Below are 24522 nucleotides of genomic sequence, written 5' to 3'. Positions count from 1 at the left end.
CCTCGCCCAGCAGGTCGAGATAGAGCCGATAGTCGCCGTCCTCGAAGAACGTCCGCTCGCGCCGGTTGCCCCGCTGGGTGACGTGGTGCGGGACGCCGGGGATCACGACGCGGGAGAGGCGGGCCATGGACGGGATTGTGCGGTAGATTGGGGGTTATTGCAACTGTCACCGTAATGCCTATTTCCCCTGTCTCATTCCAGGGGTGCACTCCAGCATCGTGTCGACGTATTTCATTGTCAGCTTAGTGCCCCGTCACCGCAATTCTAGCTGATCGGCGAGATCACGCTCGCGTCAGGTAGCTAAATTGATCGAGCGAACTCGTATCATTTCGCAAAGCCCGCAAGAATTCGAGGGGTAAGAGTTCTTGGGTGCGAAAATGGACTCCGAGGGAATCCAACTATTCGCAGAACGCCCAGAACAAAGAATATAGGATATGTGATCAGCTCAACTACCACCGATCTATTGGGAATGAAGGACGAAATATCCATTTCCTCCGAAGGCTCCACTCCCTCTTCACGAAGAAACCCCAGCACAAGTTCGAATAGGTCGTCGTTTGCTATGAATTCAGACCTATTAACTGGATCGTCGAGATCAAATTCGATATCGACCCCGCGATCTCTCATGAATTTTCTGCAATAAAATATTGCTCGACCTTCTATTTCTTTACTCATTGCGGGAACGCAGCCGCGCTTGGGTTTCCCGCGGCGACGCAGGTTTGTTGGCATGCGCCAGAATAAAACTGCCCCCCTACAACTGCGGCGGCTCCAGCCCACGGCAACCATCTCGCTATCGCCGCTCCAGGACTCCTTGTCTCGGTGATGCGCACCCCGTTACCGCCTAGGACTTTAGGATAACCCGTCGGCGTCGGAATCTTGTTCGACACGGGTTCCGGTGACAGTCGCAATAACCCCATTCTCTCTCAACGCTGTACCGGCTGACCGGGTTCAGGTCAGCCGGTACAGTTTCGTCGGCATACGGCGAGCCCTTCGCCCCCGCTCAGGTTGATCCAACCCGAGCGGGAAAGGCTTCTAGAACTTGGCCTTGATGGTCGCGTAGTAGGTCCGGCCGATGATGTCGTAGGTGGCCGTGTCCGTGGTCAGCGGCTGGCCGCTGACGAACGGGGGGGCCTTGTCTGCGATGTTGGTGACCCCCGCGGAGAGGTTCAGCCCCTCCCGTATGGTCCAGTGAATATCGGCGTCAAAGTAGTTGTAGGACGGCACGCCCGGCGTCGTCGCCGCCGGGTTCGCCACCAGATCCTGGTGCTTCATCTTGTCGATAAACCGCCAGTGCAGGGCGGCCGCGAACGGGCCGACCGTGTAGCCGACCGTGGTGTTGGCCTTCCATTTCGGGTGGGCGATTTCCGGGCTGACCGAGGCGTTGCCGATGCTGCCGGCGTAGTCGAGGACCGGCGAGCCCGGCAGCGACGCGGCCTTGTAGGAGTTGGTGTAGGTGAGCACCGAGCTGACCCGGATCCTGCCGGCGCTCTCGGAGAGGCCGACCGCATCGAGGCCGAAGTTCCAGTCGACCTGGGTGTCCACGCCGTCGGTGCTGTAGGTCGCCAGGTTCAACAGCCCTTCGCGTCCGAGCGTGATGTCGCCGGTGCTGGGATCGCGGGTGATCTGCTGGCAATAGACGTTGTTTGTCGAATAGCCGGGGTTGCTCACGCCGTCGGAGTTGAAGCAGCGGGGCAGAATGCTGGTGAGCGCCAGGGCGCCCACGGCGTTCTCGATCTTGATGTTCCAGTAGTCGATCGACAGCTGCAGATTCTGCAGCAGAGGCTGGTCGAATTTCGGGCTCCAGACCCCGCCGATGGAATAGGTCTTGGCGGTCTCCGGCGTCAGGTTGGGATTGCCGCCGGATGTGCCGTGAACCGAGTCCACCCCGTAGGTGTAGGTCGGCAGGAGCGCGGCGGGGATGCCTTGCGCCTGGCACAGCGCCAACACCTTGGCGGCGTTCGCGCCGTTGCGGAACGTGCTGCCCACGGCGCAGGGATCGCCGGCATTGGGCAGGGTGCCGATGGCCAGGGCCCCGGAAATCGTCGGCGCGAAGAGTTCGCCGACGCTGGGCGCGCGCAGCGCGGTCGAATAGCCGCCGCGCAGCCGCAGGCTGGAAATCGGCTTCCAGCTGAGGTCGGCCTTGTAGGTGTTGGAGGCCCCAAAGATATTGTAGTCGGACCGGCGGTAGCCAAGGTCCAGCGAAAGGTCCTCGGCGAAGGGCTGGTCCTTCAGGATCGGAATCAGCAGTTCGCCGAACACTTCCCTGACGGTCTGCGTGCCGGAGGTCGGCACGGCGGTGGGGTAGGACGGGGTGTCGTTGGCGATCAGCCCCTGGTCAGGCCGATAGTCGAACCGGGTGCTGCGGTAGTCCGCGCCCAGGGCGAAGCGCAGTTCACCGGCCGGCAGGTCGTAGAGCTTGCCCTGGATCGTCCCCTCGAAGGCCTTCTGGGTGATGGTGTTGCTGTTGTGGTTCTCGCGGGTCGCGTACTCCCGGCAACCCGGGCTCAGCGGGTTGTTGCCCAACGGGTTCCAGGCGTAGCCGATGCAGGTTCCCTTCGAGCCGGTGAAGTTGGCCGTGCCGTTCAGGATGTTGGCGATAGCGGCCTTGCTGGTGTCGTTGGCCTGGGTGTTGGCGTAGTTGTCGCGGCCCAGGCTGGCATAGACGTCCCAGGTCAGGCTGGTGCCGGGGATGTCGCCCTTCAGGCCGCCCAGGAACTGATAGACGTCATATTTGAACGTCTGGATCCGGTTGCCGCTCATGCTGAGCAGCTTGACCAGCGGCAGCGGCTGGGTCGTGGCCGCGGTCGGCGCGCGCGAGGCCAGGATCGACTGCAGGTCGGCGTTGCCGGTCACGAAGGGGTTGTTGAGCGGCACGAAGAAGAACTTGCCCGAGGCCGTCGAGCCGCCGGCCGTTTCGTCACGGGCCGTGGATTCCATGAAGGAGACCTGGCTGTAGGCGTTGATGTGCTCGGTCACCGCATAGTCGCCGCGCGCGAAGACATTGTACTTGGTCAGCGGCACCTGGATGGCGAAGTACTTGCCCAGCGCCACCTGCACCTGGCGGCAGTTGGCGCTGAGGTTGACGCCGGGGATCGAACCCAGGCCGCGGTAGTTCTGCACGCAGTTCGCGCCCGCCAGATCCGTGAAGATCGTCCCGTCGGTGTTGACGCCGATCGCGCCGTTGTAGGCCCCGGCGCCGGCGATGGGCGTGGTCCCCGGGTAGGTGGCCAGGACCGCGTTGACCGCCGCGATGCTCGGCGGGGACCCGAAGGTGCCGGCGGGGATGATGCCTTCCGGCGGGCGGGCCAGCTGGCGGATGTTGGCGAAGAACGGGCGCGAGGCGCCTGAGACGGCGGCCCGCTCGGAATATTCCAGGGCCACCACGGCGTTGCCGCGGTTCTCGGCGAAATTGCCGCCGACGATGGCGCTGATCTGGCTGGTCCGTCCGTCCCCTTTGGTCGTCTCGCCGTGGGTGGCGGAAAGTTCAAGGCCGCTGAAATGGCGGCGGAGCTTGAAGTTGATGACGCCGGCGATGGCGTCGGAGCCATAGGCCGCCGAGGCGCCTCCGGTGATCACCTCGACGTTGTCGATCATCGACATGGGAATGGTGTTCAGGTCGATGGAGCCGTCGGGGTTGGATGACTGCATCCGCCGCCCATCGAGCAGGACCAGGGTGCGGTTGGGGCCCAGCCCGCGAAGGTCGCCATAGGCCTGGCCGCCGGCGAAGCCGCCGCCGCCCTGCACGTCACCGACCTCGGCTCGCCCCTGAGCCGCGGCGAACTGCGGCATCTGTCCCACGGCGGTATCCAGCGCCGGCTGCCCGGCGGCGACCAGGGCCGTGCTGTCGATGGTGGAAATCGGGCTGTCGGCCTGGAAGTCCCGCCGCGCGATGCGCGAGCCGGTGACGATGACCTCTTCAACGGTTGACGCCGCCTTCACGGGCGGCCCGGGCGGCGTCTGCGCCTGTGCGACGGCGCCGAACGCCAGGGCCAATGCCGAGGCCGTGCTCAGCAGGTGATAGATCTTCATGTTGCCTCCCTGGTTCCCGTCACCATCGGGTGCGGGAATTCATATCGTTCTAAACGGTCGCAGGCCCCCGACAGGGACCGGACGACGCGGCGAACCCGACCGCAACCGTCCCACCCCTGCCTCGGTGCATCCGGCAACCGGCGCCGCTCCCCCTCCTGCCCCGCCAGACTGGGCGAAGGATCGAGCCTGGAACCTCGCTCCGACTCGTCATTGCCGAGGCAGGCTGCCGAATTTCACCACTTGGCGGTATGTGAAAATCGGGACCGAACCTTGCGTGAACCTGAATTCCGCCTGAATTCGGCCTGAATTCCACCGGGAATTCCTCCGTCCGCGGAGATTGCCCGTGCGGGCGAGGCGGCGGCGGGGCGAAGCGGGGGTCCCGGGCGAGGCCCCTGAAACCTATTGCAATCACCGTCCACATCGCCGTGATTGCGGTTCATATTGCGGTGGAGACGGCATGCTGCGGGCGGCGCACAGACCTCAGGAGACGACCGGCCCGATCGAGGCGCTGAAGGCGCTGGAAACGCGCCTGCGCTGGCTGTCGTCCTGGACCATCCACAACGCCAACCAGCTGCGCGACAGCCGCGACGGGCTGAAGGTCGGCGGCCACCAGGCGTCCTGCGCCTCGATGACGGCGATCATGTCGGCGCTGTATTTTCATGCCCTGCGGCCGAAGGACAAGGTCGCGGTCAAGCCGCACGCCAGCCCCGTGCTGCACGCTATCCACTACCTGCTGGGCAATCAGAGCCTCGACCAGCTGCAGCGCTTCCGGGGCCTGGGCGGCGCGCAGAGCTATCCGTCGCGCACCAAGGACCGGATCCCGGTCGATTTCTCCACCGGATCGGTCGGTCTGGGCGTGGCGATCACCGCCTTCGCCAGTCTGGTGCAGGACTATCTGATCGCCCACGGCCAGATGGCGCCGGCCGACGCCGGCCGGATGATCGCCCTGATGGGCGACGCCGAGCTCGACGAGGGCAATATCTACGAGGCCCTGATCGAGGGCTACAAGCACGACATCCGCAATTGCTGGTGGATCGTCGACTACAACCGCCAGTCCCTCGACGCGACGACCGCGGACCGGATGTTCACCCGCTTCGACGACATCTTCCGCACCTGCGGCTGGCGCGTCCTGACGCTCAAGCACGGCAAGCTTCAGAAGGCCGCCTTCGCCCGCCCCGGCGGCAAGGGGCTGGAAACCTGGATCGACACCTGTTCCAACGCCGACTTCGCGGCCCTGACCTATCAGGGCGGCGCAGCCTGGCGCGAGCGCCTGCTGCGCGACCTGGGCTCGAACGGACCCACGGCCGAGCTCCTGGCGACCTATGACGACGAGGCGCTGGCCAGCCTGATGACCAACCTTGGCGGCCACTGCGTGGAAACCCTGATCGAGGCGTTCGACGAAGCCGCGGGGGAAGAGCCGACCCTGTTCATCGCCTACACCGTCAAGGGCTACGGCCTGCCTTTCGCCGGGCACAAGGACAACCATTCCGGCCTGATGAACCCGGGCCAGATCGCCGCCTTCCGCGCCTCGCTGGGCATCGCCGAAGGGCAGGAATGGGACCCCTATGGCGGCCTGGGCGACAATGCCGCGGCCACGCTCCGGGCCTTTGTCGAAACCTCGCCCCTGGCCGCCGCGCCGGGGGAACCCGTCGCGGCGCCGGTCCCCGTCCCCGCGCGCCTGGCGCCGCCGGAGGGCCAGGAACAGTCGACCCAGACCGCGTTCGGCAAGATCCTGCTCGACCTGGCCAAGTCCGGCGAACCGATCGCCGACCGCATCGTCACCACCTCGCCCGACGTGACGGTGTCGACCAACCTGGGCGGCTGGGTGAACCAGCGCGGCCTGTTCCGCCGGGCTGAGCTGAAGGACGTGTTCCACGCCGCCAAGATCCCGTCGGCCCAGCGCTGGGCGGGCCATGGCGCGGGCCAGCACCTGGAACTGGGCATCGCGGAGAACAATCTGTTCCTGGCGCTCGCCGCCCTGGGCCTGGCCGCGCCGCTGTTCGGCGCGCGGCTCCTGCCCATCGGCACCGTCTACGACCCGTTCATCGCCCGCGGCCTCGATGCCTTGAACTACGGCTGCTATCAGGACTCCCGCTTTCTGCTGGTGGCCACCCCGTCCGGCGTCACCCTGGGTCCCGAGGGCGGCGCGCACCAGTCGATCAATTCGCCGCTGATCGGCATGGGCCAGCCCGGCCTGACCTATTTCGAGCCGGCCTTCGTCGATGAGCTGGCGGTGCTGATGCGCTGGGCTTTCGAGCATTTGCAGGCGCCGGACGGCGGCTCGGTCTATCTGCGGCTGACGACGCGGGTCATCGACCAGGTCCCACGCGCCGACACCGCCTGGGAAGCCGACGCCCTGAAGGGCGGTTACTGGCTGAAGCCGCCCGGCGGGACAGCCACCGCCGCGATCGTCTACGCCGGCGCCATCGCGCCGGAGGCGCTGGCCGCCTGGGAGGCGCTGAGCGACGACCTTCCCGGCCTCGGCCTGCTGGCGGTCACCTCGCCGGACCTGCTGCACCGCGGCTGGAGCGCGCGCCAGGCCAACCGCTGGACCGGCGGCGCGCGCGAGGTGAGCCACGTGGAGCACCTGCTGGGCGCCCTGTCGCCGGATGCCGGCCTGGTGACGATCCTCGACGGCTCGCCCTCGACGCTCTCCTGGCTTGGCGGCGTGCGGGGCATGCGGGTCAGCCCGCTCGGCGTCGACCGCTTCGGCCAGACCGGGGACCTGCCCGACCTCTACCGGACCTACCGGCTGGATGCCGACGCGATCCTCGACGCCGCGGCGGAGCTGTTCCTGGGCGCCTGACCCGGGTGGGGCCGCCGGTCCGTTCAGCTGTCGATGCGGAACCGCAGCACCGCGCCGTCCCAGGCGGGCGGCTTGAGCGCCAGTTCCTCGATGTCGCGCGCCTGCGGATGGGCCGCGACGGTGCGCCGCCAGAAGGCCAGAGCCACGACGTTGCGCCGCGCCACCGCCGCCTCCCACTGGCCGGGATAGCGGCTGAAGATCTCCAGCGCCGCGGCCTGGGCGAAGCCCGAGCGCCGGTGTTTCCGCGCCACGAAGAACTCCGCCATGTTGCGCTCTGTCGGCTGGCCCGAGTGGCCCGTCGCGTTGACCAGCGCAAAGCCCGCCAGCCGCCCCTTGCGGCGCAGCAGCAGCGGGATCGCGCCCGCGTCGCGCCAGTAGGGATCGAGGTCATAGGGCTCGAAGCGGCCGTCCTCATCGATCTCGCCCCGCGCCTCGTCGGCCCAGTGCTCGCTGAAGTCGTGGATGGAGAGCTGGAACAGGGCCTCCAGCACGCCACGCTCGGCGCCCGTCGCCACGGTGATCTCAAGCTCGGTCATCCGGCCCCTAGGCGGCCTTGCGCGACCCGGCGCGGAACAACAGCACCATCAGGCCCAGGAACGGGAGCAGCGACAGCAGGTCGGCCAGGCCGCCGTGGACGAACGGGTTCACCGCCTCCATCAGCCGGGTGATGTCGCGGTCAAAGGTCCCCAGCACGCCGGACGAGAACGCGATGGCGATGCCGGCGATGGCGCCTCCGGCGATATAGCCCGAGGCCATCAGCACGCCGGGGCTGCGGTCCGACTGCGCCGAAAGCTCCGCGTCCGACAGGTCGCCGGTCCCGTCCAGATCGCGGTTGCGGCGATCCACCAGCCAGCGCACCGCCCCGCCGACGAAGATCGGCAGCGACGAGGAGATCGGCAGATAGACCCCCACCGCGAACGGCAGCGCCGGAATGGCGCACATCTCCAGCACCACGGCGATCATCACCCCCAGCAGCACCAGCGCCCAGGGCAGCTGGCGGCTGAGGATGCCCTTGATGATGTAGCTCATCAGGGTGGCCTTGGGCGCGTCGTACTTGGTCACCGTGGTGCCGTCGGGGCGGACCTTCACATGGCCGTTGATGCCCGGGTCGACCTGATAGGCGAGCGTGCCGTCGGCGCGGACCAGGTAGCGGGTCGCCGCCCCGCCGGAGGGATCGGGCTTCTGCCAGACGCGATAGGTCGCCCCGTCGGTCGTGTGCTGCGGCCCCTTCAGCGCCTCGGCGGGCAGGCTGGCGACCGCCGGCGGCGGCAGGACCGCGGGACCGGCCGGGACCGGCACATAGACCGTCGAGGCTTGGTTCAACGCCAGCAGGATGGGCCCCAGCGCCACCGCCGAGGCAAGCGCGCCGACCAGGATCGCCAGCTGCTGCGCGCGTGGCGTCGCCCCCACCAGGAACCCGGTCTTCAGGTCCTGCGACGTGGTCCCGCCGTTGGACGCCGCGATGCAGACGATGCCCCCGACCGACAGCGCGGTGACGTAGTAGGTCGGTCCGGTCCAGCCCAGCAGCAGAAAGATCAGGCAGGTCAGCAACAAGGTCGCCACCGTCATCCCCGAGATCGGATTGGACGACGACCCGACCTCGCCGGTCAGCCGCGACGAGACGGTCACGAACATGAACCCGAACAGCACGATCAGCACCGCGCCCAGGAGGTTCATCCGCAGCGAATGGGCCATCAGGATCGCCGCGACCAGCACCATCACCCCCAGCGCCACCCATTTGAGCGAGATGTCCCGGTCAGTGCGCGGGACGGTCGCCGCGTCGTCAACCTCGCGCCGGCCGCCGAAGTCCGCCACCCCGGCGCGCAGGCTGCGCCAGATGGTCGGCAGGGCGCGGACCAGGCTGATCAGTCCGCCGGCGGTCACCGCGCCAGCGCCGATATAGAGGATATAGGCGCTGCGGATGTCGCCCGGCGACATCTCGCCCACCGGGATCTTCCCGGGCGGGATGACCACGCTCATCGCCGAGCCGAAGAACTGGATCAGCGGGATCAGCACCAGATAGGCCAGCACCCCGCCGCCCGCCATGGCCGAGGCGATCCGCGGGCCGATGATGTAGCCGACGCCCAGCAGCTCCGGCGAAATCTCCGCGGCGATCGAGGCCTTGGCCAGCGGCGCGCCGAACACCGCCTGGGGCGTGTCCTTCCACAGCTTGAAGACGCCGACGCCCAGCTTGTAGGCCAGTCCCAGCCCAAAGCCGGTGACGATGGTCCGCGCGCCGCGCGCCACCTCGGCCTCGGTCTGCGCCTGGCTGGCGTCGGCGCCGAGGGCATGCTCCTCGCGCGTGGCCCCCGCCTTCAGCACCTCGGCGCAGGCGGTCCCCTCGGGGTATTTCAGGATGCCGTGCTGCTCGACGATCAGCGCGCGGCGGAGCGGGATCATCATCAATATGCCCAGCAGTCCGCCCAGGATCGCCACCAGCATCACCCGCGCGATCTCCATGTCGAAGCCCAGGATCATGATCGCCGGCATGGTGACGCCCAGGCCAAAGGCGATGCTCTCGCCCGCCGACCCCGCCGTCTGGACGATGTTGTTCTGCAGGATCGAGGCGCGCGCGACGCCCATCCGTTGCAGCAGCCGGAACAGGGTGATCGAGATCACCGCCACGGGGATCGAGGCTGACACCGTCAGCCCCACCTTGAGCACCAGATAGAGCGACGACGCCCCGAAGATCACCCCCAGGATCGCCCCGGTGATCAGGTGCAGCGCGGTCAGCTCCGGCAGCATCACACTGGCGGGAATGAAAGGTCGGAAAGCGGGTTTGGCGCCGGCGGACTTGGCAACAGGCTTGAAACTGACGTCGGTCACGTAGCGCTCCCCAAAGCGAAGCGCGACTAGAGCATCAGAAGTCCGACGCCGCCAGTCGCGGACGAACTCGTCCTGGGCGCCGAGCCCGGGCCACAGACCCCACCCCCTGTCATCCCGGCCGCCGCGAAGCGGTGAGCCGGGACCCAGGGGTTCAGGCTGTGCGGTCGCCTTTAGGCTGATTACTCGACCAGGCCGTTGAGTTTCCTAAAATGACGTCTTGGCCCGGCTTGTCCGGGCCACCCATGATCTCGGCGCTGAAGGCTGCGCAGCGGCGATTCCACAGACTTGCTTGCCCCATCCGGTGTTCATGGGTCGCCCGGACAAGCCGGGCGATGACGATCAAGAGGGAGGCAAATGAGTTACAAACCGGGGTCCCGGCGCGGCCTTACAGGCCGTCCGGGATTGTCTGTTTGTGGTGGTCTAAGGTTTTGTGTCAGCTAAGCCGAGCCTGGGCCACAGCCCCCACCCCCCGTCATCCCGGCCGCCGCGAAGCGGTGAGCCAGCTCGGCCTCGTTTGACCAACGGTCTATCGGCAGGGCACCGCCGCCCGCGTAGTTGGAAAGGCCACTAGCGGACGCAACGAAGGGCGGAGTGGGGTGGAAGGTGGTCGCGCCCACCCTGCGCCGCATCCCCCGATAAGCGCGCGTTGGCACGCTCAAGCAGTCCCCAGTTGACAAGGCGCTTACATCTGTAATTCATCATGAGGGATGGGTCTCCCTGCGCACGCTCGCTTTGCTGCTGTCGCTCTCGCCGCCCTGGTGCCCTTGCAAGCGTCGGCGGCCACTGCGCTCCGCATCGCGCCCGAACTGCTGCGACCTCATATGGTCCGGCTCGACGACGGGCGCCGGCTGAATTTCCACTGCGTCGGCTCCGGCTCGCCCATCGTCGTTTTCGAGCAGGGTGGCGAGGGGATGATCTTTAACTGGGCCAAGGTGAGCGCGGCCATTTCGGCCGTCACCCGCGTTTGCTTCTACGACCGCGGTGGGTTCGGCTGGAGCGATCCGCCGCGCTATCCTGTGACCGCACTCAGTACAACTGACGATCTCCATGCCCTCCTGCGCCGCAAGCGGATTGGCGGCCCGATTGTCCTGGTGGGCCATTCCGTCGGCGGCTTCTACGCAACGGTGTACGCCGACCGCTTCCCCTCGCAAGTCGCAGGCCTTGTCCTCGTCGATCCCGGGTTCACCGGTCAGAACCTAGCTCCATCACTCGCGGACCAGGCGAACACGCGCCTCGGCGAAGGTTACCTCCTGCGATGCGCCGAGCTCGCAAGGTTGGGCAAGCTGACAACGGCGAATCTTTCCGAGAATCGCTGCTTTCCACTGCCGGACGACGCCTCTGGCGCAGACGAGCGACGCTACGCGCTTCATGCGATCATCGGCCCTAACTGGTACGTGGCCGAGCATTCCCAGTCGGTGAACTATTTCACCGCGGACGAACGATTGAGTGTGTCCCAGCAGCAGGCTCGCGACGTCGCGCGGCCGCTCGCCGACCTGCCACTCATTGTCCTGAGCCGCGAACACTTCGACGGCGCCCCCTGGCGGAGCACCGACGAAAACCAAGCCGCGTTCGCCCGATGGCGCGCCGGCCACGTTGCCCTCGCGGCTCGCTCCTCCCGTGGCCGCCTCGTCGTCGTCCCCGGCTCAGGCCATTTCATCCAGAAGGATCGCCCGGACGCAGTCATCGACGCTGTGCGCGAAGTGCTTGCTACAGTCCGAGCCGATCACCCGTAAGCGGACAACTTCAGGGTCCGCAACGGGTCGTGTGCCGTCGGACTCGGTAAACCAGGAACCAGACATCGGCGAACGTCGAGGCGCTGCCAGTTTCGATGCTTGTTCGACCTTAGCGTTGCTGAGCTAACACATGTCGCGTTGCCCTCATCTTGCCAGACAGGTCTCCCCGAGGTCTCGGCGCGAACCCCGCCTCACCGCACCTCGACGCACTCGACCTCGGCGCCGTTGATCGTCGCCACATCACCCTCAGTCTTGCCCAGCAGGGCGCGGGCCATCGGCGAGACGTAGGAGATGCTGCCCCGCGCCGGATCGGCCTCGTCCTCGCCGACGATGCGGAAGGTCTGGCGGCGGCCATCCTGGCGCTCGATGGTCACGGTGCGGCCGAACTGCACCTTGCCGGCCTGGACCTGAGGCTCGGTCAGCTGGGCCGTGCCGCGCCGGGCGGACCAGTAGCGCAGGTCGCGGGTGGCCCGCGCCATGGCGGTGCGGTCGGCGCTGATCCCGCCCTCGGCCTGGGCGGCCGCATAGGCCGCGCGCGCGCTGGCCAGCTCGGCTTCGATGACGGCCAGTCCCGTGGCGGTCACCAGGTTCGGATGCGCGGAAACCGGCCGGTCCGGCAGGTTCGCCGCCTGGGCCTCGTAGTCTTCCTCGCGGGTGAAGGCGACGGCCATGCCGTCGAACCTAGAGGCGGCGGGGGCGGAACGCCAGTCGCCCTTGCCCCCAGCCCTCCTTGCCCATTGCGCGGCGCGCCGTCGGTGGCCAAGCTGGCGCAACAGGAGAGACGTGAGCATGACCCGGATCACCCGCCGCGCCCTGGCCGCCGCGCCGTTGGCCCTGGCCGCCGCACACGTCGTCGCCGCGCCAAAGCCGCCCGCGCCCGCGCCCGTCTCGCCCTGGCCGGACGCCACCGCGCTCGCCGCCGACATCCGCGCGGGCCGGCTCTCAGCCGCCGAAGCCGTGTCGGCCGCCATCGACCGGGCCGAGGCGCTGCAGAGCACGCTGAACATCATCGTCAATTCCGACTTCGACCGGGCGCTGGCCAAGGTGCGGGCCGGAACCCCCGCCGGCCCGTTCGGCGGCGTGCCGTTCCTGGTCAAAGACCTCAACGACTATGTGGGCCTGCCGACCCGCAACGGCTCGCGGGCCATGCGCGCGGCCCCGCCGGCGACGACCCAGGCGCCCTATATCGACGCCTTCGACCGCGCCGGCCTGGTGGTGATCGGCAAGTCGGCGACGCCGGAGTTCGGCTTCCTGCCGACCACCGAACCGGTGGCCACGGGACTGACCCGCAATCCCTGGGATCTCACCCGCTCCTCCGGCGGCTCCTCGGGAGGCTCGGCCGCGGCGGTGGCGGCCGGTGTCGTGCCGGCAGCGCACGCCAACGACGGCGGCGGCTCGATCCGCATCCCGGCCAGCAACTGCGGGCTGTTCGGCCTCAAGCCCTCGCGCGGCCGGATGATCGGGACTGAGGGCGAGACCCGGATCAGCGACCTGAGCGTCGAACATGTGCTTTCGCGCAGCGTCCGCGATTCGGCGGCGATCTTTGCCCTGACCGAGGACAGCGGGCCCCGCGCCCGGTTCCCGTCCACCGGCTTCGTCACCGGCCCCGGCAAGCGGCGCCTGCGGGTCGGGGTGTTGATGGAAAACGGCCAGGGCCACAGTCCGACCCCGGAGGTGGTCGCCGCCACCGATGCCGCGGTCAGGTTGCTGAGCGGGCTTGGCCACCATCTGGAGCCGACCCGTCTGCCCTACGACGGCCGCCAGTTCGGCGACGACTTCCTGCTGCTGTGGGCGGACGGCGCCAAGGACCTCGCCGACCAGCTGGCCGCCACGATGGGCCGCGCCCCGGACCTGGAGGTGCTGGAAGCCTTCAGCCTCGGCATGGTCGAGCTGGCGCGCAAGTCAGGGCCGGCGTCTGTGGAGGCGGCGGTCCGGCGGCTGACCGCCAATGCGCTGGCCTACGACACCTGGTTCCCGGCCCACCAGTTCGACGTGGTGCTGTCGCCGGTGCTCTCCTCGCCGCCGCCGCTGCTGGGCGAGGTCGGGCCGGGGGTGGCCTTCGACACCCTGGTCCCGCGCCTGACCGAATATGTCGGCTACACCCCGATCCACAACATCGCCGGGGCGCCCTCGATGAGCCTGCCGCTCTATTGGACTGAGGCCGGCCTGCCGGTGGGAACCCTGGTCTCCGCCCGCGCCGGCAATGAGCGCACGCTGTTCGAGCTGGCCTACGAACTGGAAGCCGCCAACCCCTGGGCCCACCGCATCCCGCCGGTGCATGGCTGACATCGTCCCGTCCCGCGCCGCGGGACAGGGGGACCGTTCGCCGACCCCGGCGAAGGCCGGGGGGAAGAGCGGAGGGCGGGAAGGGCAAGCCCCAAGCTCAGCGCCGGCCCCAGCGCGACCTTTCCGAAATCACGGCGCCCAAAGCGGACCCGATCAACGGCGGCAGAGGGGAAGGCGGACGCGCTCTCCAGCGTTGAACCGGTAGGCTTTATGTAAATGCCGCGAAGCCTCGGATCGGCGAAACCGGCTCGTGAACCTTGCGCACGAGCAGGTCTGACTCGGGCGCGCCGCCCCGCAGACGGGCGAGCCAGTCCTCTGGATCGAACTCGACGCCCACCGGATTCAGAGACATCTGCTCGCCGCGGATAAAGGCGTTGCAGCCGTCGCTGGCGAACGCGTCGACCTGGAACTCCATCTGGTTGCCGTCGGGGTCGGCATAGTACAATGACGCCGTGAGCCCGTGGTGCACGCACCAGTACGGCGCGATACCCTTCGCCTTAAGCTCAGCGTAGTTCTCCAGCAGATCGCGAACCGATGCGTTGGTGTAGGCGACATGGTCGACACCCACTGCGCCGCGCCTGTCGGTCTCCGGCGTTCCATTCGGATCGACCACCGCCAGGTTGAGAAACGCGAACCTGTGATGCTCGTCGTCGTAGGTCAGGAACGCCAAGGCGGGGTTCTCATGCTGCACCCTCGCGCCGAACACCGTCTCATACCATCCGATCACCTCTTCGAAGCGGCGGGTGCGATAGACAACGTGAGCGAACTTTATCGGCTTGCGGGTCAAGTTGAGGCTCCCGGTTGGTGTCGCAATTGCCGCGGGGGGTTGCGGGCCCGATGGGTCAACGATGATTGTAAAGCTTGGGCTGGTCCGCTGCAATCTCCGCGACGGCCAACGCACGTGCCGCGGGAGAGGAAGTCAGGCCGCGACCAGCCCCTGCAGCCGGGCGGCGATCTCGCGCACCCGTTCGGGGCCGCCCAGCAGCTGGCGGTTGAGGCCGATCCGCTTGAACCAGAAGTGCAGGCCGAGCAGGTCGGTGATGCCCATGCCGCCGTGCACCTCCGTCGCGGTGCGGGCCACGAAGCGGCCGACCTCCGACGTCAGGGCCTTGGCGTGGGCGGCCATCAGCGAGGCCTCCGTCAGGCCGGCGTCGAAGGCGTAGGCCGCGTACCAGACCAGCGACCGGCAGGGCTCGAGCTCGGCGGCCATCTCGGCGCACAGGTGCTTGACCGCCTGGAACGAGCCGATCGTGCGGCCGAACTGGCGGCGTTCCTTGGCATAGGCGACGGCCTTGTCGAGCATGGTCTGGGCCGCACCCAGAGTATCGGCGGCGATCAGCACCCAGGCCGCGTCGCGCAGAGCCGACAACAGGCCCGGACTCCCGCCGAGCGGCTCGGCCGCCACGTCGTCGAAGCTCAACTCCGCCAGCCGCCTAGTCTCGTCCAGGCCCGGCATGAAGGCGCGCGTCAGGCCCGACGCGTCGCCCGCCACCAGATGCAGTCCGCCGCTCACATCGCCGACCACCAGCAGGCCCGCCGCCAGCCCGCCCGGCACGAACAGCGCCTTGCCGTTCAGCCTGCCGCCGCCGGCCGCCACCCCCGCCCCGTCCCGCGCGCCGGCGACGGTTTCCGAGATCGCCACCGCCGCCTGGACCTCGCCCGAGGCCAGCTTCGCCAGCCACGCCGCCCGCTGCTCGGCCGATCCGCCGCGCAGCAGGGCGATGGGCGCCAGCACCGCGCCCAGGAACGCCACCGGCGCCACGGCCGCGCCCAGCGCCTCGGACGCCAGCGCAGCATCCAGCAGCGACAGGCCAAGCCCGCCGGCGTCTTCCGGCACGCCGATCCCCGCCAGCCCGAACTCGGCCAGCGCCCGCCAGACATCTTCCCCATTGTCGGTCGGGTCGCTCGCGAAGGCGCGCACGCGGCCGAGCGGACTGGCCTGGGCCACGGTCCCTACCAGACTCTCCTGCATCATCCGCTGGTCGGGGGAGAGTGAGAATTCCATCGCTCAGGCCGCCGCCGGCTTGGGTTCGCGCGGCAGGCCCAGGCCGCGCTCGGAGATGATGTTCTTCTGGATCTGCGCCGTGCCGCCACCGATGATCAGGCCCAGATCGAACATATAGTTCCACTGCCAGCGGCCCTGGGCCCGCAGGTGCGGCCCGTCGTGATAGAGCACGCCGAGCTCGCCCAGTGCATCGATCGCCAGCGCCGCCAGCTGGTGATTGAGCTCGCAGCCCTGCAACTTGACGATCAGCCCGGCCAGGCCCGCCGGTTCCTGCGTGAGCTGTGAGGTCAACAATCTCAAGCCATTGAATTTCATTGACAAGACCCGACCCTGCAGATCCATCAGCCGATCCCGGAAGATCGGGTTGTCGACCACCCGCTGACTGTCGACCGTTTCGCTTTTCATCAGCTCGATCAAGGCGTTGAGCCGGGCTTCTGTGGCATTGGGATCGCCCAGCATGCCGCGCTCGTGCTTCAGCGTCGTATTGGCCACGAACCAGCCGCGCCCGCGGCCGCCGACCACCTGGTCCTGGCCCACCCGCACGTCGGTGAAGAACACCTCGTTGAACTCGGCGCCCCCGGTCTTGGTCTTCAGCGGCCGCACCTCGATGCCGGGCGTGTTCATCGGGATCAGCACATAGGAGATCCCCTCGTGCTTGGCGGCGTCCGGCTCGGTGCGGATCAGGGCGAACATCATCTGCGCGGCGTGCGCGGTGCTGGTCCAGATCTTCGAGCCGGAGATCACGAAGTCGGTCCCGTCCTCGACCGCCTTGGTCCGCAGGCTGGCCAGGTCCGACCCCGCCCCCGGCTCGGAATAGCCCTGGCACCAGACGATCTCGCCGCGCAGGGTCGGGCCGATCCAGCGGGTCTTCTGATCCTCCGAGCCCACTTCCAGCAGGGTCGGGACCAGCATCGAGACGCCCTGGTTGGCGATGCCGCGCGGGGCGCCGGCGGCGATGAATTCCTCGGCGATGATCCGGCTCTTCAGCAGGTCAGGCTCGGCGCCATAGCCGCCGTAGGCCCGCGGGATCGTGCGCGCGGCATAGCCCTCGCCGATCAGCAACCCCTGCCAGGCTTTCGGATCCCGCGCCGCCCCCCCGGCGAAGTCGCCGGCATGGGCGCCGAGGAACGCGCGCACCTCGCCGCGGAACGTCGCCATCTCCGGCGTTTCGTTGAGGTCCATGGTTTTGGCTCCCTGGCGCCCAGGTGAGCGCGTTTGCGGCGTCGGCGCAACGGCGCCGCAACGTCAGCCTGGGGCGCCGGCGCGCGGCGCCTATCTCGGCCGGCCGGAGAATCCCGCCGCGGTCCGCAGGGCGTCGGCATCCAGCAGCTTGCCGTCCAGCATGACCACCCGGGTCTGGCGCAGATCGCCGATGCGCGCCGACGGATCGCCCTCGACCAGCACCAGATCGGCGGTCTTGCCGACCTTGATCGAGCCGGTGTGCGTCTCCTGGCCTACCAGGGTCGCGGGCGCGATCGTGGCCGCCGCCAACGCCTCGGCGGGGGTGAACCCGGCCTGGACATAGATTTCCAGCTCGTGGACGAGCTCCAGCCCGGACCCATCGGTGCCGGCGACGATCGGCACGCCGGCCTGGTGCATCTTCCCCAGCAGCCCGACCATCTTGGCCCAGCTGGCGCGGTAGTCGGCGCGCGTCAGGTCCTTGGGCACGGCGAAGCCGCCGGCCCGGAACCCACGCTCGATGGCCGGCGGCAGGATTCCGATGAAGGGCGCATAGGACGGGCTCATGTCGCCATTTTCCGGAACATAGAGACTTTCGAAGGCCACCATCGTCGGGTCGCTGTAGACGTGCTTCCTAGCCATCGTCCCGACGATCTGCCGGATCGCCGGCCCGTCGAGATCGACGTCCTTGGCGTAGCGGCCCGGACCCTCGAACCGGGCGATCCCGTTGGACACCGGCAAGAGGCTCGCGGGAAGGGCCTGCATCATCACCCAGTTGATGTGGGTGACCTCGTCATAGCCGTCGTCGATGGCCTCCATGGTGCGGATGCCGGCCGGAATATGCCCGTGCACATGCAGCCCCAGCCTGTGCGCCTCGGCGATGGCGGCGGGCAGCCAGGCGGGGTTGAAGGTGCCGTAGAACTTGATCCCGGTGAAGCTGTTGGCCTTGGCCCGGTCGATCAGGGCGATGGCCTCGGCCTGACTGGTCGCCACATTGGCCACCTGGGCGGTGTAGGGGCCCTTTCCGTCGATGAGGGACGACGGATAGACGTGCGGGAACAGCAGCTTGCCGGCGGCGGCGCGGGCGCGCCGGTCGAGGGTCAGCAGGTCGTTGTTGCCCGGATCGCGCACCGAGGTGACGCCCAGCGACAGCTCCAGCGGACCCGTATAGTCGTCGCCCACGTGCATGTGGCAGTCCCACAGGCCGGGCACGAGGGTCTTTCCGCGACCATCGATCACCTGGGCGTCGGGCGGCGGCTTGACCGAGCTCGCCGCGCCGACGGCGACGATCAGGCCCTTGTCGACCACCACAGTCCGGTCGGCGAGGAATCGCCGCCCCTCGGCATCGAACATCCGCACGTGGGTGAAGGCCACCGGTCCGGTCGGGACCTTGACCAGAGACTTGAACAGCCTGGGCGCCTCGGCGGCCATGGCGGCGGCCTGGGCCGCCTCCAGCTTCGCCAACTCGCCGGCGTAGGCCTCGGGCAACCAGGCGACGACCGAGGTGGTCCCGAAGAACCTGTCGCGCGCGTCCGCCCAGATCGGAATCGGCGAGTTGGAAAGGCCGCTGACGGCCCACAAGGTTACGGTCTGTTTCGCGACGCCCTCCCCTACCTCCACCGAGGTCAGGCGGGTCGCCTTGGCCTTGCCGCCGGGCAGCAGCGCCAGCGTCTTGCCGGGCGCGGCCAGCAGCCGTTCCAGGAACCAGCCGTTGGTGTCGATCGGGCCGCCCTGCGCGATATAGAAGGCCGGCGAGGCGTAGGCGGCGTGGCCGGCGTCGATGGGACTCGTCCAGGTCGCGGTCCCGCCGCTCAGCGTGAACGTCTCGGCCGCATCGCCCTGCGGTGTGACGCCGCGGATGACCATGCTGGCGGCCATGCCGTCGGGACCGCTCCTGCCCGCCATATCCTGGTCCCAGACCTGGCCGCGCAGGTTCCAGGTCTCGCGCGCCATGCGCACGCCGTCCGACGTCACCCATGCCCAGGAGTCGCCGTGTTTGCCGGCGGTGGACTCGATGATGAAGTGGGTGGCGCCGGCCGGCGGCGCGGCCAGATCGGCCGCCGGTGTCTGGCCGAACGCCGCCGAAGACAGCAATGCGGCCAGGCAGCCCAGAACGACTTTGGCGCGCATGACGGCCCCCGTTTTCGCCCACCTCCGCGTGGACCGGATGCGGTTCTGCGACGCCGGGGGGGGCCGGGGCAAGACCCTTGCGCCGGCCTTGCGACGGGCGGTCTATTTCCCGGTATAGAAGACGCAGAGCTTGTTGCCGTCGAGGTCGCGGAAATAGGCGCCATAGAATCCGTCCATCCGCTGGCCGGGCGCCCCCTCGTCGGCCCCGCCCGCCGCGAGCGCGGCGGCGTAGGCGGCGTCGGCGACTTCGCGGCTCCCGGCCCGGACGCCAAACATCGAGCCGTTGCCGACGGTGGCCGGCTGGCCGTCATAGGGCGTGTTGATCGCCAGCATCGCCTCATCCCCGGCGCCGTAGAACTGCATCCGCTCGAAGGCGATCGTGCGCCTGCCGCCGAGCGCGGCCATCACCGGATCATAGAAGCCCCGCGCGCGGTCCAGGTCGTTGATGCCGATGGTGACGTAGCCAATCATGACGCTTCCCCGTTTTGTCGATCCGCCGCCACCTTAGTCGATGACCCGCGCGGAACCGCAAGCGGCGCGTGGACGAAGCCCGCGATCTGTCGTCAACTCCGCGAAACCGGCGGAGGGGGAAGATCATGGGCAGGATCGGCAAGGCGTGGGTTGGCATGCTCATGGGAAGCTGGATCGCCACCGGCGCGGGGGCGCAAGGGGCGCCGGTCTCGACCTCGGTGACGCAGCAGGCCTGGACCGTGGCCGGACTGGCCGCGCCGGCGCGGATGGTCATCGACCACTGGGGCGTGCCGCATATCTATGCCGCCTCCAGCCGCGACGCCTTCTTCCTGCAGGGCTACAACGCCGGCCGCGACCGGCTGTGGCAGATTGATCTTTGGCGCAAGCGCGGGCTGGGCCGGCTGGCCGCCAGCTTCGGCCCCGCCTACGTGGCTCAGGACCGGGCCGCCCGCCTGTTCCTCTATCGCGGCGACATGGCCGCCGAATACGCCGCCTACGCGCCCGGCGCGCGCGAGGCGGTCCAGGCCTTCACCGCCGGCGTCAACGCCTATGTCGGCGAGGTGCGCGCGGGCAAACGCCCGCTTCCCGTCGAGTTCAAACTGACCGCCAGCCAGCCCGAGCCCTGGGGCCCGCAGGACGTGCTGCGGATCCGCAGCCACGCCCTGGTGTCCAACGTGACGTCGGAGGTGGCCCGCGCCCAGGTGGTCTGCGCCGCCGGGCTCGCCGCCGACCGGCTGCGCCGCAAGCTGGAGCCGGACCACACCACGGTCGTGCCCGCGGGCCTCGACCCCTGCGCGATCCCCGCCGACGTGCTGAAGGACTATCTGCTGGCCACCGGGACCGTCAGCTTCGAGGCCCTGGCGAGCCGCGGGCGCACGGCCAAGGCGGACCCTCAGGTGCAACTTGCCGCCGCGCTCAGCGCCTTTCAGACCGAGGGCTCCAACAACTGGGTGATCGCGCCGGCGCGCACCGCCACCGGTCGGCCGATCCTGGCCAACGACCCGCACCGGCCGGTCGGCGTTCCCTCGCTGCGCTACATCGTTCACCTGAACGCGCCGGACCTGGACATCATCGGCGCCGGCGAACCCGCCCTGCCCGGCGTCTCCTTCGGCCACAACGACGACATGGCCTGGGGGCTGACCATCTTCTACATCGATCAGGAGGACCTCTACGTCTACGAGACCAGGGGCGACACCTATCGCTACCGGTCCGGTTTCGAGCCGATGACCGTGGTCCGCGAGACGGTCGAGGTGAAGGGCCAGGCGCCGCGCCAGGTGACACTGAAATTCACCCGCCACGGCCCGGTGATCGACGAGACGCCTGATTCCGGACATGGGGCCCACGCCTTCGCGCTGCGCACCGTCTGGAACCAGCCGGGCGCGTCCGGCTACTTCGGCTCCTCGCGGATGTGGCATGCGAAATCCTGGGCCGACTTCAAGGCCGGGCAGGAAGCCTGGGGCAGCCCGCCGCTGAACCTCGTCTATGCCGGCGTCGATGGCGAGATCGGCTGGTCGGCGGCGGGCCTGACGCCGGCCCGGCCCAACTGGGACGGCCTGCTGCCGGTGCCCGGCGACGGGCGCTACGAGTGGGCGGGCATGATGCCCGAGGCCCAGCTGCCGAGTTCCCGCAATCCGGTCGAGGGATTCTTCGCCACCGCCAACGAGATGAACCTGCCGGCCGGCTATCCCGCCGAGGCGCGGAAGATCGGCTTCGAATGGGGCGACCGCTCGCGGATCACCCGGATCAGGGAGGTGCTGGCGGCCACGCCAAAGGCCACGCTGGCCGACTCCATGGCCCTACAGACCGACAGCCACGACGCCCTGTCGCGACGAGCCATCGCGCTTTTGGCCACCGCCGCCTCTCCCGACCCCGACGTGACCCGCGCCATCGCCCTGCTGAAAGCCTGGGACAATGACGAGACCGTGGGCAGCGTCGCGGCGACCCTCTATCAGGTCTGGTCGATCAACCACCTGGGCCACACCGTGGTCGCCGCGGTGACGCCGGCCGCGGCGCGGACCCTGGTCGGCTCGGGCCAGCTCGACGCGGTGATCAGCTATCTGGAGACCCCTGGGGCCGCGCCGATCCGTGACCGGCTGCTGCTCGCCAGCCTGGGCGCGGCGGTCGCCGAGCTGAAGAACCGGCTCGGCCCCGACATGTCGACCTGGACCTGGGGCCGGCTGCACCACGCCGACTTCTCACCCGCCGTCGCCGTCCTGGCCGACGGCCAGCTGGCGGCCCGGATGGGCACGGGCAGCCTGCCGATCCCCGGCTCGGCGTCCAGCCCGCGCGCCGCCACCTACCGCCCCGGCGACTTCGCCCAGATCGCCGGCGCCTCGGTCCGGCTGGTGATGGACGTCGGCCAGTGGGACAATTCCGTGGCCGTCAACACCCCCGGCCAGTCTGGCGACTCCTTGAGCCCCCACTACCGCGACCTCTTCCCGCTGTGGGCCGCCGGCGCCTACGTCCCCCTGGCCTTCAGCCGCGCCGCGGTGGACGCACAGGCCGAGACGGTAGTGACCCTGACACCCGCGCCATAGGTCGGGCAGCGGGCCTTCTCCTCCGCCCAGATTGATCCACGCCAGGTGGGAAGGGCTGCCGGGCGTTGGCCCGACAGGGCGATTTCACCGCCACGGTGCAGCCTCCGCGTAACAGGCTTTCCGACGGAAGGCCCTCAGACCCGCCCGGTCACCGGGATCAGGGCGCCGGTGACGGCGCGGGCGTCCTCGCTGGCCAGGAACAGCATCACCGAGGCCAGGTCGCCCGGCGCCACCCAGCTGGCGAAATCGGCGCCTGGCATGTCGGCGCGGTTGGTCGGCGTGTCGAGGATCGAGGGCAGCACCGCGTTGACGGTCACCCCGTCGGGCTTCAGCTCCTCGGCCAGGGCCTCGGTCAGGCTGTGCACGCCGGCCTTTGAGGCGGCATAGGGACCCATGCCCAGGGACGCCTTCAGCGCGCCATTGGCGCCGACATTGACGATGCGCCCCGCCGCCGAGCGGCGCAGATGCGGAATCGCTGCGCGGCAGGCGTTGGAGCAGGTCTGGACGTTCATCAGGAACAGCCGCTTCCACGTCTCGCCTGTGGCGCCCTCGACCTTCTCCCACGAAAAGCCCCCGGCGATGTTCAGCAGGGCGTCGAGCCCGCCGAAGCGGTCAGCGACCGCGTCGATGGCGGCCCCCGCGGCATTGGCGTCGGTCAGGTCCACGCCACCTTGGAAGAAGACATCGGCCCCGACAGGCGCCGCCGGCGGCGACGGCGCGAAGTCGATCAGCGCCAGCCGCCAGCCCTGTTCGGCTGCCGCCACGGCGACCGCGGACCCCAGCACGCCCGACCCTCCGGTGATGGCGATGATGCGTCCGGCCATGGTGGCTGACCCTTAGGTTGAAGACCTAGTCACTCGAACCCTCAAACCTGTCATCCCGGCCGGAGCGCCGGGACCCAGGGGGTTCAATCTGCGCGGTTGTTCTGGGTCCCGGCGCGGCCTGTCGGCCGTCCCGGATGACGGAGCGAGTTTAAGTCTCCGCCACTCCCCTAGTAAAATTTGGCTCTGTCCCTAAAGCCGCTCCACGATGGTCACGTTGGCCATGCCGCCGCCTTCGCACATGGTCTGCAGGCCGTACCGCTTGCCGCGCGCCTTCAGGGCATGGATCAGGGTGGTCATCAGCTTGGTTCCCGAGGCGCCCAGCGGGTGGCCGAGCGCGATGGCGCCGCCGTTGACGTTGACCCGGTCCGGATCGGCCTTCAGGTGCTGGATATAGGCCACCGGCACCGAAGCGAAGGCCTCATTGACCTCGAACAGGTCGATGTCGTCGATCGACATGCCGGCCTTCTTCAACGCCCGCTCGGTGGCCGGGATCGGGGCTTCCAGCATGATCACCGGGTCGTGGCCCAGCAGCGACAGGTGATGGATCCGCGCCATCGGCGTCAGGTTGTGCGCCTTCAGCGCCTGCTCGGAGACGATCATCACGCCGGACGCGCCGTCGCAGATCTGGCTGGAGGTCGCCGCGGTGATCCGCCCGCCCTCCTGCAACAGCTTCACCGCCCGCATGCCGTCCAGGCTCACGTCATAGCGGATGCCCTCGTCGCTGTCGTGGCGCACCACCGCGCCTTCCTTGTCCAGGCCGTCCAGCGCCAGGATCTCGTCCTTGAACGCCCCGCCCTGGGTGGCGGCGATGGCGCGCTGGTGACTGAGATAGCCGAACGCGTCCAGCTGCTCCTTGGTCAGGCCGGACTTGGCCGCGACCATCTCGGCGCCCGCGAACTGGCTGAACTGGATGTTGGGATAGCGGTCCTCCATCCGGGGGCTCTTGGGCAGGCCCATGCCGGCGTTGGCCGGCAGCACCACCGACATGCCCATCGGCGCGCGGGTCATGCTCTCCACGCCGGACGCGATCACCACGTCCATGGTCCCGCTCATCACCGCCTGGGCGGCGAAATGCAGGGCCTGCTGCGAGGATCCGCACTGGCGGTCGACACTTGTGCCGGGCACGCTTTCCGGCAGCCGCGAGGCCAGCACCGCGTTGCGCGCAATGTTGGTCGACTGTTCGCCGGCCTGGGTCACGCACCCCATGATCACATCCTCGACCGCGGCCGGGTCCAGGCCGGTGCGGACCATCAGCTCGTCGAGCACCGAACCGGCCAGGTCGGCGGGATGCCACCCCCGCATCCGCCCCCCCTTGCGCCCGCCGGCGGTCCGCGTGGCGGCGACGATATAGGCTTCGGCCATGGCCTGAGCTCCTGATCATGTCGGTGCGCTCTGACCGGCGCGTCCAGATCACCCTAGGACGGCGCCGCTGCGTAAGACAACGCCGGGGTTCTGGAACCTGCGAAAGGGGGCAAGGGCGACCCATCCCTGATCGCGGGTCGCCGTGGATGCTAAACTCAGAACAGCCGAATTTTCAAAGGCGCATTTGCTCAAGCAAGGAAGTTGGCAAGTCGCGATTTCACGGTCGAGAATTGAACAAGCTTGACCTCAAGCCGAGACCGATTCTCGTTCACGGCGCCTCTCGGATCTTCAATGCAATAGAATTACGAAAACGTGACTTGCGGGGCGGGGGGGGGGG

The 24522-nt window shown here is 68.7% G+C and carries 15 protein-coding genes; 4 read left to right on the top strand and 11 right to left on the bottom strand.

Features of this window, described 5'->3' with window-relative positions; all coding sequences use genetic code 11:
• Positions 1 to 1029: 1029 nt before the first annotated feature.
• Positions 1030 to 4026: a TonB-dependent receptor domain-containing protein gene (locus RMN86_RS04600; RefSeq protein ID WP_309604657.1), complete on the bottom strand. Its 2997-nt coding sequence runs from the start codon at positions 4024 to 4026 to the stop codon at positions 1030 to 1032.
• Positions 4027 to 4483: 457 nt separating this feature from the next.
• Here RMN86_RS04600 and RMN86_RS04595 point away from each other — a divergent pair, with 457 nt between their 5' ends.
• Positions 4484 to 6832: a transketolase gene (locus tag RMN86_RS04595; RefSeq protein ID WP_309604656.1), complete on the top strand. Its 2349-nt coding sequence runs from the start codon at positions 4484 to 4486 to the stop codon at positions 6830 to 6832.
• A 23-nt stretch (positions 6833 to 6855) separates the two neighbouring features.
• Here the strand turns inward: RMN86_RS04595 and RMN86_RS04590 are convergent, their stop codons facing one another.
• On the bottom strand, positions 6856 to 7368 hold the full coding sequence (locus RMN86_RS04590; protein WP_309604655.1) for a GNAT family N-acetyltransferase: 513 nt from the start codon (positions 7366 to 7368) through the stop codon (positions 6856 to 6858).
• Positions 7369 to 7375: 7 nt separating this feature from the next.
• The gene (locus RMN86_RS04585; RefSeq protein ID WP_309604654.1) at positions 7376 to 9658 is read right to left on the bottom strand and encodes an OPT family oligopeptide transporter; all 2283 of its coding nucleotides are present in this window, start codon (positions 9656 to 9658) and stop codon (positions 7376 to 7378) included.
• Positions 9659 to 10479: 821 nt separating this feature from the next.
• Between RMN86_RS04585 and RMN86_RS04580 the strand changes: the two genes are divergently transcribed.
• On the top strand, positions 10480 to 11391 hold the full coding sequence (locus tag RMN86_RS04580; protein ID WP_309604653.1) for an alpha/beta hydrolase: 912 nt from the start codon (positions 10480 to 10482) through the stop codon (positions 11389 to 11391).
• A gap of 191 nt (positions 11392 to 11582) precedes the next feature.
• On the opposite strand, the gene greA is transcribed toward RMN86_RS04580, so the two are convergent.
• Positions 11583 to 12062, bottom strand: a complete 480-nt coding sequence (greA, locus tag RMN86_RS04575) for a transcription elongation factor GreA (protein ID WP_309604658.1) — start codon at positions 12060 to 12062, stop codon at positions 11583 to 11585.
• A gap of 118 nt (positions 12063 to 12180) precedes the next feature.
• Here greA and RMN86_RS04570 point away from each other — a divergent pair, with 118 nt between their 5' ends.
• Positions 12181 to 13677: an amidase gene (locus RMN86_RS04570; RefSeq protein WP_309604652.1), complete on the top strand. Its 1497-nt coding sequence runs from the start codon at positions 12181 to 12183 to the stop codon at positions 13675 to 13677.
• A 208-nt stretch (positions 13678 to 13885) separates the two neighbouring features.
• Here the strand turns inward: RMN86_RS04570 and RMN86_RS04565 are convergent, their stop codons facing one another.
• The 5 genes from RMN86_RS04565 to RMN86_RS04545 form a co-directional block, all read right to left on the bottom strand.
• On the bottom strand, positions 13886 to 14464 hold the full coding sequence (locus tag RMN86_RS04565; RefSeq protein WP_309604651.1) for a VOC family protein: 579 nt from the start codon (positions 14462 to 14464) through the stop codon (positions 13886 to 13888).
• Between the two features lie 132 nt (positions 14465 to 14596).
• Positions 14597 to 15682, bottom strand: a complete 1086-nt coding sequence (locus tag RMN86_RS04560) for an acyl-CoA dehydrogenase family protein (RefSeq protein ID WP_309604650.1) — start codon at positions 15680 to 15682, stop codon at positions 14597 to 14599.
• 3 nt (positions 15683 to 15685) lie between these two features.
• On the bottom strand, positions 15686 to 16864 hold the full coding sequence (locus RMN86_RS04555) for an acyl-CoA dehydrogenase family protein (protein WP_309604649.1): 1179 nt from the start codon (positions 16862 to 16864) through the stop codon (positions 15686 to 15688).
• Positions 16865 to 16954: 90 nt separating this feature from the next.
• Positions 16955 to 18991, bottom strand: a complete 2037-nt coding sequence (locus RMN86_RS04550) for an amidohydrolase family protein (protein ID WP_309604648.1) — start codon at positions 18989 to 18991, stop codon at positions 16955 to 16957.
• Between the two features lie 102 nt (positions 18992 to 19093).
• Positions 19094 to 19462 (bottom strand): VOC family protein, encoded by a 369-nt coding sequence (locus tag RMN86_RS04545; RefSeq protein ID WP_309604647.1) that lies wholly within the window; start codon positions 19460 to 19462, stop codon positions 19094 to 19096.
• A gap of 125 nt (positions 19463 to 19587) precedes the next feature.
• Between RMN86_RS04545 and RMN86_RS04540 the strand changes: the two genes are divergently transcribed.
• Positions 19588 to 21999 (top strand): penicillin acylase family protein, encoded by a 2412-nt coding sequence (locus RMN86_RS04540; RefSeq protein ID WP_309604646.1) that lies wholly within the window; start codon positions 19588 to 19590, stop codon positions 21997 to 21999.
• A 134-nt stretch (positions 22000 to 22133) separates the two neighbouring features.
• Here RMN86_RS04540 and RMN86_RS04535 read toward each other — a convergent pair whose 3' ends face one another.
• Both RMN86_RS04535 and RMN86_RS04530 read right to left on the bottom strand, forming a co-directional pair.
• Entirely contained in the window at positions 22134 to 22823 is a 690-nt protein-coding gene (locus tag RMN86_RS04535; RefSeq protein ID WP_309604645.1) for an SDR family NAD(P)-dependent oxidoreductase, read from the bottom strand.
• A gap of 189 nt (positions 22824 to 23012) precedes the next feature.
• Positions 23013 to 24185: an acetyl-CoA C-acetyltransferase gene (locus tag RMN86_RS04530; protein WP_309604644.1), complete on the bottom strand. Its 1173-nt coding sequence runs from the start codon at positions 24183 to 24185 to the stop codon at positions 23013 to 23015.
• Positions 24186 to 24522: the final 337 nt, after the last annotated feature.

It is taken from the genome of Phenylobacterium sp., assembly GCF_031360265.1.
GTDB lineage: Bacteria > Pseudomonadota > Alphaproteobacteria > Caulobacterales > Caulobacteraceae > Phenylobacterium.
Note: the sequence above shows the minus strand (reverse complement) of the source record. Positions and strands in the feature narration are given on the sequence as shown.

Excerpts from the sequence above, each read along its gene's own strand:
- RMN86_RS04600 (WP_309604657.1), bottom strand. The coding sequence starts at position 4,026 with ATGAAGATCTATCACCTGCTGAGCACGGCCTCGGCATTGGCCCTGGCG.
- RMN86_RS04595 (WP_309604656.1), top strand. The coding sequence starts at position 4,484 with ATGCTGCGGGCGGCGCACAGACCTCAGGAGACGACCGGCCCGATCGAG.
- RMN86_RS04590 (WP_309604655.1), bottom strand. The coding sequence starts at position 7,368 with ATGACCGAGCTTGAGATCACCGTGGCGACGGGCGCCGAGCGTGGCGTG.
- RMN86_RS04580 (WP_309604653.1), top strand. The coding sequence starts at position 10,480 with ATGGTCCGGCTCGACGACGGGCGCCGGCTGAATTTCCACTGCGTCGGC.
- greA (WP_309604658.1), bottom strand. The coding sequence starts at position 12,062 with ATGGCCGTCGCCTTCACCCGCGAGGAAGACTACGAGGCCCAGGCGGCG.
- RMN86_RS04570 (WP_309604652.1), top strand. The coding sequence starts at position 12,181 with ATGACCCGGATCACCCGCCGCGCCCTGGCCGCCGCGCCGTTGGCCCTG.
- RMN86_RS04560 (WP_309604650.1), bottom strand. The coding sequence starts at position 15,682 with ATGGAATTCTCACTCTCCCCCGACCAGCGGATGATGCAGGAGAGTCTG.
- RMN86_RS04555 (WP_309604649.1), bottom strand. The coding sequence starts at position 16,864 with ATGGACCTCAACGAAACGCCGGAGATGGCGACGTTCCGCGGCGAGGTG.
- RMN86_RS04550 (WP_309604648.1), bottom strand. The coding sequence starts at position 18,991 with ATGCGCGCCAAAGTCGTTCTGGGCTGCCTGGCCGCATTGCTGTCTTCG.
- RMN86_RS04545 (WP_309604647.1), bottom strand. The coding sequence starts at position 19,462 with ATGATTGGCTACGTCACCATCGGCATCAACGACCTGGACCGCGCGCGG.
- RMN86_RS04540 (WP_309604646.1), top strand. The coding sequence starts at position 19,588 with ATGGGCAGGATCGGCAAGGCGTGGGTTGGCATGCTCATGGGAAGCTGG.
- RMN86_RS04535 (WP_309604645.1), bottom strand. The coding sequence starts at position 22,823 with ATGGCCGGACGCATCATCGCCATCACCGGAGGGTCGGGCGTGCTGGGG.
- RMN86_RS04530 (WP_309604644.1), bottom strand. The coding sequence starts at position 24,185 with ATGGCCGAAGCCTATATCGTCGCCGCCACGCGGACCGCCGGCGGGCGC.